This is a genomic window from Lacisediminimonas sp., assembly GCF_030645335.1.
Lineage (GTDB): Bacteria > Pseudomonadota > Gammaproteobacteria > Burkholderiales > Burkholderiaceae_D > Lacisediminimonas.
Genome location: NZ_JAUSNH010000204.1, coordinates 1 through 8,531, shown reverse-complemented (window position 1 = coordinate 8,531; position 8,531 = coordinate 1). Strand labels below are relative to the sequence as shown.

Below are 8,531 nucleotides of genomic sequence, written 5' to 3'. Positions count from 1 at the left end.
CACCACGCTGAACGGCGAAGGCCTGCAGCATGAAGACGGCCACAGCCACGTGCTGGCATCGACCATACCGAACTGCATTCCCTACGACCCGACCTTTGCCCATGAAATCGCGGTGATCGTGCATGACGGTCTCAAGCGCATGATCGAGCAGCAGGAGGACGTGTTCTATTACATCACCGTGATGAACGAGAACTATGCCCATCCCGGGCTCAAGCCAGGCCAGGAGCAGGGCATCCTGAAAGGGCTCTACTTGCTGCAAGCGGCGGCCAAGGCAAAGTCCAAATTGCGGGTGCAGCTGATGGGCTCGGGCACCATCCTGCGCGAAGCGATTGCGGCGGCCGACCTGCTGCGCGACGACTGGGGCATTGCCGCCGATATCTGGTCCGCACCTTCATTCACCTTGCTGGCCCGCGACGGCCAGGACGTCGAGCGCTGGAACATGCTACATCCAGGCGCCAAGCCGCGCGTGGCGCATGTCACCGAGTGCCTGCAGGGGAGCACCGGACCGATCGTTGTCGCGACGGACTACATGCGCACCTTTGCCGAGCAGATCCGGGCCTTCATTCCGAAGGGCCGCACCTACAAGGTCCTCGGCACCGACGGTTTCGGTCGCTCCGACAGTCGTGCAAAGCTGCGGGAGTTCTTCGAAGTCAATCGCTATTACGTGACTGTCGCCGCACTCAAGGCGCTGGCCGACGAAGGCGCGATCGAAACCAGCGTGGTCGAGCAGGCGATTGCCAAGTACAGCCTGGACAGCGAGAAACCCAATCCGGTTACCCAGTAACCCTTTACGCAGACCAACAATATTTTCGGCCTCGGCAGGGGCGCGCGATGGGGCGCGCCTGCCTGTGCGGCGGGATAAAACGGAGCGAATGAAATGAGTTTGCTGGAAGTGAAAGTACCGGATATCGGCGACTTCAAGGAAGTCGAAGTCATTGAACTATTGGTCAAGGTGGGCGACACCGTCAAGGTCGACCAGTCGCTGGCCACGGTGGAGTCCGACAAGGCGAGCATGGAGATTCCGTCCACGCATGCCGGGGTCATCAAGGAGCTGAGAATCAAGCTCGGCGACAAGGTCGCTGAAGGCTCGGTGCTGGCATTGCTGGAGGAGGCCGGCGCGGCCAGCCAGGCGGCCGCAGCGCCGGCCGCGGCGGCGTCGTCGATGCCCGTCCCGGCGGCAGCACCAGCAGCACCACCAGCAGCACCCGTACCAGCAGCGGCACCAGCACCTGCCGCAGCGAATACACCGGCAGCGAGTACACCGGCAAGCGACGGCACCAAGCCGCACGCTTCGCCTTCGGTGCGCAAGTTCGCTCGCGAACTGGGCGTTGACCTGGCCCGCCTGACGGGAACCGGTCCGAAGGGCCGCATCACGCAGGAAGATGTGCAAGGCTTCGTCAAGGGCGTCATGCGTGGCGCGGGCAGTGCTGCGGCGCCCGGCAAAGGTGGCGGCGCCGGGCTGGACCTGTTGCCCTGGCCTTCGCTCGATTTCAGCAAGTTTGGCAGTACCGAACTGTTGCCGCTGTCGCGCATCAAGAAGATCAGCGGCCCCAACCTGCATCGAAATTGGGTGATGATCCCGCACGTTACCCAGTACGACGAGGCGGACGTCACCGAGCTCGAAGAATTCCGCAAATCGAGCAATGCCCAATTGGCGAAATCGGGCGTCAAGCTGACCATGCTGGCCTTCGTCATCAAGGCTTGCGTGGCGGCGCTGAAAAAATATCCGGCCTTCAATTCCTCGCTCGATGCCGGTGGCGAAAACCTGATCCTGAAGCAGTACTACAACATCGGCTTTGCCGCCGATACGCCGCAAGGCCTGGTGGTGCCGGTGCTGAAGGATGCCGACAAGAAAGGCATCGCCCAGATTGCGCAGGAAATGGGCGAACTGTCGGCGCAGGCGCGCGAGGGCAAGCTCAAGCCGGCTGACATGCAAGGCGCGAGTTTCACGATTTCGTCGCTCGGCGGCATTGGCGGAACCAAGTTCACGCCCATCATCAACGCGCCGGAAGTGGCGATCCTCGGACTCTCACGCACCGACTTCAAGCCGGTATGGGACGGCAAGCAGTTTGTGCCGCGCCTGATCCTGCCCTTGTCGCTGTCCTACGACCATCGCGTGATCGATGGTGCGATGGGTGCGCGCTTCACCGTGTACCTGGCCGAGGTGCTGGGCGACCTGCGCAAGACCTTGTTATAGATCAAACGGGACGGCCCGCGATGGGCCGCGGGATTGGTGAGAGAATTCAACGCATTTTTCCTGCCGCCGGCGGCGGCTTGTCACTGGATCGATAGTCCGGCTGACGCGCCGGCGCGCCCGACCTGCAACATGGAGAAGCAACAATGACCACCTGCGTCGTCGTCAAGAAGGGTAATGAAATCGCGATTGCATCCGATTCGCTGGTGACGTTCGGCGATACCCGCCTTTCCCACGTCTACGAAGAGAACGAGAAAATCTTCAAGGTCGGCGAGTCCTACGTCACCCTGGCCGGTACTGCGGCGCACTTTCCGGTCATGCGCAAGCTACTGCAGGAGCTCGGTGCGGAATGCAAATTGAGCAGCCGTGAAGAAGTATTTGATACCTATTCCCGCGTGCATGCAGTCCTGAAAGACAAGTATTTCCTCAACACCAAGGAAGACGAGGACGATCCTTACGAGTCGTCGCAGATCACGTCGCTGATTGCCAATCCTTACGGCATCTTCGGCGTGTACTCGTACCGGGAAGTATTCAGCTTCGAGCGTTTCTGGGGAATCGGCAGTGGCCGCAACTTCGCACTCGGTGCAATGCACGCGGTATACGACCAGGCGCTCGGCGCACGTGAAATCGCAGAAATAGGGGTACAGGCGGGCGCGGAATTCGACAAGAGTTCGTCGGCGCCATTCCGCATATTCAGCCTCTGGTCGAAGTCGACCGGGCCAACGGAGCAACAGCTATGAGCAGTGTCGAAGTCAGGGTTCCCGATATTGGCGACTTCAAGGAAGTCGAAATCATTGAACTGCTGGTCAAGCCGGGCGACCGGGTGGCAGTCGACCAGTCGCTGGTGACGGTCGAGTCCGACAAGGCCAGCATGGAGATCCCCTCGTCGCAGGCTGGGATCGTCAAGGAACTCAAGGTCAAGCTCGGCGACAAGGTCGCAGAAGGTTCGTTGCTGCTGACGGTGGAAGCGGCGCCGGCCGACGCCGATAGCGGCGCAGTTGCGGCTGCTGCAGTCGCTGCGCCCGCAGTCGCGCCACTTGCCGCTGCGCCGCAGCCGGGCGCCGCACCGGCACCGGCGCCAGCGCCAGCCAGCTTTGGCGGCAAGGCCGACATCGAATGCGACACCCTGGTGCTGGGCGCCGGACCTGGCGGCTACACGGCCGCATTTCGCGCTGCCGACCTGGGCCAGAAAGTGGTGCTGGTCGAACGTTATCCCACACTGGGCGGCGTGTGCCTGAATGTCGGTTGCATTCCGTCCAAGGCGCTGCTGCATGCAGCAAAAGTGATCACCGAAGCCGAAGAAATGTCGCACTTCGGCATCAAGATGTCCAAGCCGGAAATCGACCTCGATGCCTTGCGCGGATGGAAGTCCAGCGTGGTCAGCAAGTTGACCGGCGGCCTGTCCGGGCTGGCGCGTGCGCGCAAGGTGCAAGTCTTGCACGGGCGCGGTGCGTTCTCCTCGCCCCATACCCTCAGCGTCGAGACGGCCGAGGGCAGCAAGACCATCGCCTTCAAGAATGCGATCATCGCAGCCGGCTCGTCGGTGGTGCGGATTCCGGGTTTCCCTTACGACGACCCGCGGCTGATCGACTCCACCGGCGCGCTGGAGCTGCGTGCGCTGCCCAAGAAAATGCTGGTGATCGGCGGCGGCATCATCGGCCTGGAAATGGCGTGTGTCTACGACGCGCTCGGCGCGCAAGTGACGGTAGTCGAATTCGCAGATGGCCTGATTCCCGCAGCCGACCGCGATATCGTCAAGCCGCTGCAAAAGCGCATCGAGAAACGCTATGCCGGCATCTGGCTCAAGACCAAGGTGACCAGGCTGGAAGCAAAGCCGGAAGGCTTGCTGGCGACTTTCGAAGGCGAGAATGCGCCAAAAGAGCCACAACTGTACGACATGGTGCTGCTGGCAGTCGGGCGGCGTCCCAATGGCGGCGAGATCGGCGCCGACAAGGCCGGCGTCATTGTCAACGAGCGTGGCTTCGTTCCGGTGGACCGGCAACTGCGCACCAACGTCCCCCATATATTCGCCATCGGCGACATCTGCGGCGACCCCATGCTGGCGCACAAGGCGACCAACGAAGCCAAGGTGGCGGCGGAAGTGATCGCCGGCCACAAGGTCGAGTTCGACGCCATGACGATTCCTTCGGTGGCCTATACCGATCCGGAAATTGCATGGATGGGCCTGACCGAGAACGAAGCCAAGGCCAAAGGCATCCCTTACGAGAAGGCCAGCTTCCCATGGGCCGCTTCCGGGCGCGCACTGGCAATGGGCCGTGAAGACGGACTGACCAAGCTGCTGTGGGATCCGCAGTCCAAACGGATTATCGGCGCGGGCATTGTCGGCGTGAATGCCGGTGAACTGCTGGCTGAAACCGTATTGGCGATGGAGATGGGCGCCGACCTGGAAGACCTGGCGCTGACGGTGCACGCGCATCCGACGCTATCGGAAACGCCGATGTTCGCCGCCGAAATGGGCCTGGGAACCATTACCGACCTGCACCTGCCGAGGAAAAAATGAGCCAGTTCCGGTGACCTGGCGCAGCGGTGGTGCGGATGCCGCCACTGCGCCGCGTTCCATTGGCAGGCTATTGTCGGCGGGCTGTCGGATATCGACGTCAGGTCCGCTTGCGAAACCCGAGCGTCAAGCTTTGAACATCAAGCCCTGTTGCCAAGCCGCTTGAGCCAGTACGCCATTTCCTGCTCGTCGCTGCTGCCTTGTTCCTGCTGCGCGCTTGCTTCCGGCCTGATCTCTGCCAGGCGGTGCTGGTTCAGCTTGAACTTGCCTTCTATCTTGTCGACCAGCATGTCAAACCCGACGATGGCATTGAGCATGCCATCGACGAGTTCCCCCCGGATGCGGTCGAACTGTGCCTGGAACGAGGCCTCATGCGAGGCCACCAGCCGCTCCAGCATGGCGCGCTTGTGCGCGCTGTCATGCTCGGTGATCACCTTGCCCGTCGCATGCACGGTGACGTAGTTCCAGGTCGGCACGCGTTCACTGTTGGTGTACACCGTCGGCGACACATAAGCATGCGGGCCATGGAAAATCGCCAGCGCAGTCGCGCCGCGCTCGAACGCCTGCCATTGCGGATTGGCGCGCGCCATATGCCCTTCGATCCGGAAGCCGCCGGCCTCTCGCCGTGCCAATAGCGGCAGATGGGTCGCGAAGGGCACGCCTTCGTCGGCACTCACCAGGGTGGCGAAGCTGTGCCGGCACATCACCTCCAGCAGCAGCGCCGGATCGTCCTGCGCAAAATGCGAGGGCAGGTACATGGCGTTCAGTCGAAGCTGGCGATGACGTCGGACAGCATGGCGATCATCTGGTCGATCTCGTCATGCGTGACGTTGAGCGCCGGCATGAAGCGCAGCAGGTCCGGACGTGGCGAGTTGAGCAGCAGGCCGCAAGGCTCCAGCGCCCGTGCGCGCTCGACAATCTGCGGGCCGATTTCGCGGCCCAGTTCCAGCGCCCGCAGCAAGCCTTCGCCGCGCTCGCCTTTCAAGCCATGCTTTGCAACCAGTTTCAGCAATGCGGCCGACAGATAGCGGCCGCTTTCCTGCACCTGCGCCAGGAATCCCGGCGCCAGCAGCGTTTCCAGTACAGTCGCACCGACTGCCGTCATCAGTGGATTGCCATTGTAGGTGCCGCCCTGGTCGCCCGGCTCGAACACGGCAAAAGGCTCGCGGCACAATAGCGCCGCCAGCGGCACGCCAGCGCCGATGCCCTTGCCCAGGGTCATGATGTCGGGTTCGATGCCGGAAAGCTGGTAGGCAAACAATTCGCCGGTGCGGCCCATCCCGGTCTGCACTTCATCAACGATCAGCAACAGCCCGCGCTTCTTTGTGAATTCCCGCAGGCTTTGCATGAATTCACGGGTGGCCGGGATCACGCCGCCCTCGCCCTGGATCGGCTCCAGCATCACCGCGACGGTGCGATCGGTCACCAGTTTTTCCACGCTGGCCAGGTCATTCAAGTCAGCCTTGGGAAAGCCCGGTACTTGTGGCGCGAAAATCGTGTCCCAGCCGGGCTTGCCCGATGCCGACATGGTCGCCAGCGTGCGGCCGTGGAAGCTATGGTCGAAGGTGATGATTTCGTAGCGGGCTTCACCCTTGCTGTTCCTGTTCTTCTGGCCCCATTTGCGCGCCAGCTTGATCGCGCCTTCGTTGGCTTCGGCGCCGCTGTTGGCGAAGAAGACGCGGTCGAAGCAGGAATTCGCAGTCAGCATCGACGCCAGCCGGATCGACGGTTCGTTATAGAACGCCGGTGACGGGTTGATGATTTTTTTGGCCTGCTCCGCCAGCGCATCGAGCATGCACTGCGGGGAGTGTCCGAGGCAATTTACCGCCCAGCCTTGCAGGTAGTCCAGATAGCGCTTGCCGCGATGGTCGGTCATCCACATGCCGCGGCCTTCGGTGAATACCAGTTCGGGCCGGTTGGTGATCGATAGCAGCGAGTCGATGTCGTACTGACTGAATTCCATGATGGTCCTCGGGTAAAACCAGGAAAAGAACGGTGGTAAAAAAAAAGCCACAGGAGAGGCCTGTGGCTAGTTGAGCGGCAAGCGCTTACCTGCAAGGCGTCCGGAAGGGCCGTGTGTGCCGTCGCATGGTTCGGGCTGTCACTGTCATTTTCATAGGGAGAATATTAAAGTGTTTTTGACCCGTGCGTCAAAGCCTTGTTATCCGGGGTGTCATTCGGCTTGCGCCCGGCCTGACGGCCGGGTTTGCCTTGCGACCACCTCCTTGTTGCGCAATCAGGCTGGCGCGAGATCCGCCTCGGACGTGAAGGCGTCGGCATTGAACTCGTCTGCCGGCAGTTTGCAAAGGGTCTGGAAGTCGCGCCGCGCCGCGTCCACCATCGCGGGCGCACCGCAGGCGTAGACCTGGTGGCCGGACAGATCGGGCAAGTCCTGCATCACGGCCTGGTGGACAAAGCCAGTGCGTCCGCTCCAGCCGTCTGCAGGCAGCGCATCCGAGACCACCGGCACGTAGCGAAAACCGGGTACCGTTTGCGCCCATTGCTCGCACAGCGCATGCATGTACAGATCCTGCGGGCGGCGGCCGCCCCAGTACAGCACCATCGGGCGCTGCATGTCTTTCGCGATGGCGTCTTCAATGATGGCCTTGAGTGGCGCAAATCCGGTTCCTGATGCCAGCAATACCATCGGCTTGCCGGATTCCTCGCGCAGGAAGAAGCTCCCCAGCGGTCCTTCGAAGCGCAGGATGTCACGCTCTTTCATCGTATTGAACACCTGGTCCGTGAACAGGCCGCCGGGCATGTGCCGTATGTGCAGCGTCAGTTGCGGCGACTGCTGTGGTGCATTGGCCATGCTGTAGCTGCGCCGCTTGCCATCTTTGAGCAAGAACTCGATGTACTGGCCGGCGCGGTATCGGAACGGTTCGGTGGCGGGCAATTGCAGGTGCAGCACGACCACGTCATCGGTCAGCCGCTCGATGCGGGCGACGCGGGTCGGCAGCTTCTTGATCGGGTAATCGGCCAGGCCGATCACTTCGCGTGCTTCGATCGTGACATCGGTGTGCGGCGTGGCGCAGCAAAACAGCGCATAGCCTTGCTGTTCTTCCGCCGCCGACAGCGCCTTTTCCTGATGGGTGCCATGCGTGAGCTGGCCGGCCATCAGCCGGCCCTTGCAACTGCCGCATGCGCCATTCTTGCAGCCATAGGGCAAGCCGATGCCGCTACGGATCGCCGCCGCCAGCAGGGTCTCGCCGTCTTCGCATTCAAACTGGTGGCCCGAAGGCTCAACCCTAACCTGGAAAGTCATACAATCCCGATAATGGAAATCAAGGTAAAAAAATTGGGTGCGCCACGTGTGCTCATCCTGGGTTGCGGCGATGTCGGCATGCGGCTGTTGCCCTTGCTGCGTGAGCGCTTCCGGGTGTTTGCCGTGACCAGCCAGCCCGGGCGCTGTGCGCAACTGCGTGCCGCCGGCGCCGTGCCGATCGTGGCCAACCTTGACCAGCCGGCGACACTGGCCCGGCTTGCCAGGCTGGCATCGTTCATCGTGCACCTGGCACCGCCACAGGCCAGCGGCAAGACTGACCGTCGTACGCGCCACCTGTCCGCTATTTTACCCGAGGGGGCCCGCCTGGTTTATGTGAGCACCACCGGTGTGTACGGGGATTGCGGCGGCGCATGGTTCGACGAGACGCGTCCGGTGCGGCCACAAAACGAACGCGCGATGCGCCGGGTGGATGCCGAGCGAACATTGCGGCAGTGGGCGCGGCGCAGCGGCTCCGGTCTCACGATACTGCGCGTGCCGGGAATCTATGCCGCCGACCGCCTTCCGCTGGACCGGTTGCGCAAGGGAAGCCCGGC

General features: G+C 62.4%; 7 protein-coding genes and 1 pseudogene. 5 read left to right on the top strand and 3 right to left on the bottom strand.

Features of this window, described 5'->3' with window-relative positions:
- The 4 genes and pseudogenes from aceE to lpdA all read left to right on the top strand — a co-directional run.
- Positions 1-784, top strand: a pseudogene (aceE, locus tag Q7T64_RS14340) (pyruvate dehydrogenase (acetyl-transferring), homodimeric type); the annotation flags it as partial.
- Between the two features lie 93 nt (positions 785-877).
- Positions 878-2,197 carry a dihydrolipoyllysine-residue acetyltransferase gene (aceF, locus tag Q7T64_RS14335; protein WP_304797081.1) on the top strand — a complete coding sequence of 440 codons (1,320 nt, stop codon included), beginning with the start codon at positions 878-880 and terminating at the stop codon, positions 2,195-2,197.
- Positions 2,198-2,340: 143 nt separating this feature from the next.
- Positions 2,341-2,934 carry an MFS transporter gene (locus Q7T64_RS14330; RefSeq protein WP_304797079.1) on the top strand — a complete coding sequence of 198 codons (594 nt, stop codon included), beginning with the start codon at positions 2,341-2,343 and terminating at the stop codon, positions 2,932-2,934.
- Positions 2,931-4,715, top strand: coding sequence for a dihydrolipoyl dehydrogenase (gene lpdA / locus Q7T64_RS14325; RefSeq protein WP_304797077.1), 1,785 nt, complete (start codon positions 2,931-2,933; stop codon positions 4,713-4,715). The genes Q7T64_RS14330 and lpdA overlap by 4 nt, the downstream gene beginning before the upstream one ends.
- Positions 4,716-4,852: 137 nt before the next feature.
- Here lpdA and Q7T64_RS14320 read toward each other — a convergent pair whose 3' ends face one another.
- From Q7T64_RS14320 to Q7T64_RS14310, 3 genes are all read right to left on the bottom strand, one after another.
- A complete protein-coding gene (locus tag Q7T64_RS14320; protein ID WP_304797075.1) occupies positions 4,853-5,470 on the bottom strand; it encodes an FMN-binding negative transcriptional regulator in 618 nt (205 codons plus the stop codon).
- 5 nt (positions 5,471-5,475) lie between these two features.
- Positions 5,476-6,675 (bottom strand): acetylornithine transaminase, encoded by a 1,200-nt coding sequence (locus Q7T64_RS14315; protein WP_304797073.1) that lies wholly within the window; start codon positions 6,673-6,675, stop codon positions 5,476-5,478.
- 273 nt (positions 6,676-6,948) lie between these two features.
- Complete coding sequence (locus Q7T64_RS14310; protein ID WP_304797070.1) at positions 6,949-7,977, bottom strand: CDP-6-deoxy-delta-3,4-glucoseen reductase; 1,029 nt, start codon at positions 7,975-7,977, stop codon at positions 6,949-6,951.
- A 12-nt stretch (positions 7,978-7,989) separates the two neighbouring features.
- Between Q7T64_RS14310 and Q7T64_RS14305 the strand changes: the two genes are divergently transcribed.
- On the top strand, positions 7,990-8,531 hold a 542-nt coding region (locus tag Q7T64_RS14305; protein WP_304797068.1), incomplete at its 3' end, for an NAD-dependent epimerase/dehydratase family protein.

Bases quoted from the DNA above. Each gene is read 5' to 3' on its own strand.
- aceF (WP_304797081.1), top strand. From the start codon at position 878: ATGAGTTTGCTGGAAGTGAAAGTACCGGATATCGGCGACTTCAAGGAA.
- Q7T64_RS14330 (WP_304797079.1), top strand. From the start codon at position 2,341: ATGACCACCTGCGTCGTCGTCAAGAAGGGTAATGAAATCGCGATTGCA.
- lpdA (WP_304797077.1), top strand. From the start codon at position 2,931: ATGAGCAGTGTCGAAGTCAGGGTTCCCGATATTGGCGACTTCAAGGAA.
- Q7T64_RS14320 (WP_304797075.1), bottom strand. From the start codon at position 5,470: ATGTACCTGCCCTCGCATTTTGCGCAGGACGATCCGGCGCTGCTGCTG.
- Q7T64_RS14315 (WP_304797073.1), bottom strand. From the start codon at position 6,675: ATGGAATTCAGTCAGTACGACATCGACTCGCTGCTATCGATCACCAAC.
- Q7T64_RS14310 (WP_304797070.1), bottom strand. From the start codon at position 7,977: ATGACTTTCCAGGTTAGGGTTGAGCCTTCGGGCCACCAGTTTGAATGC.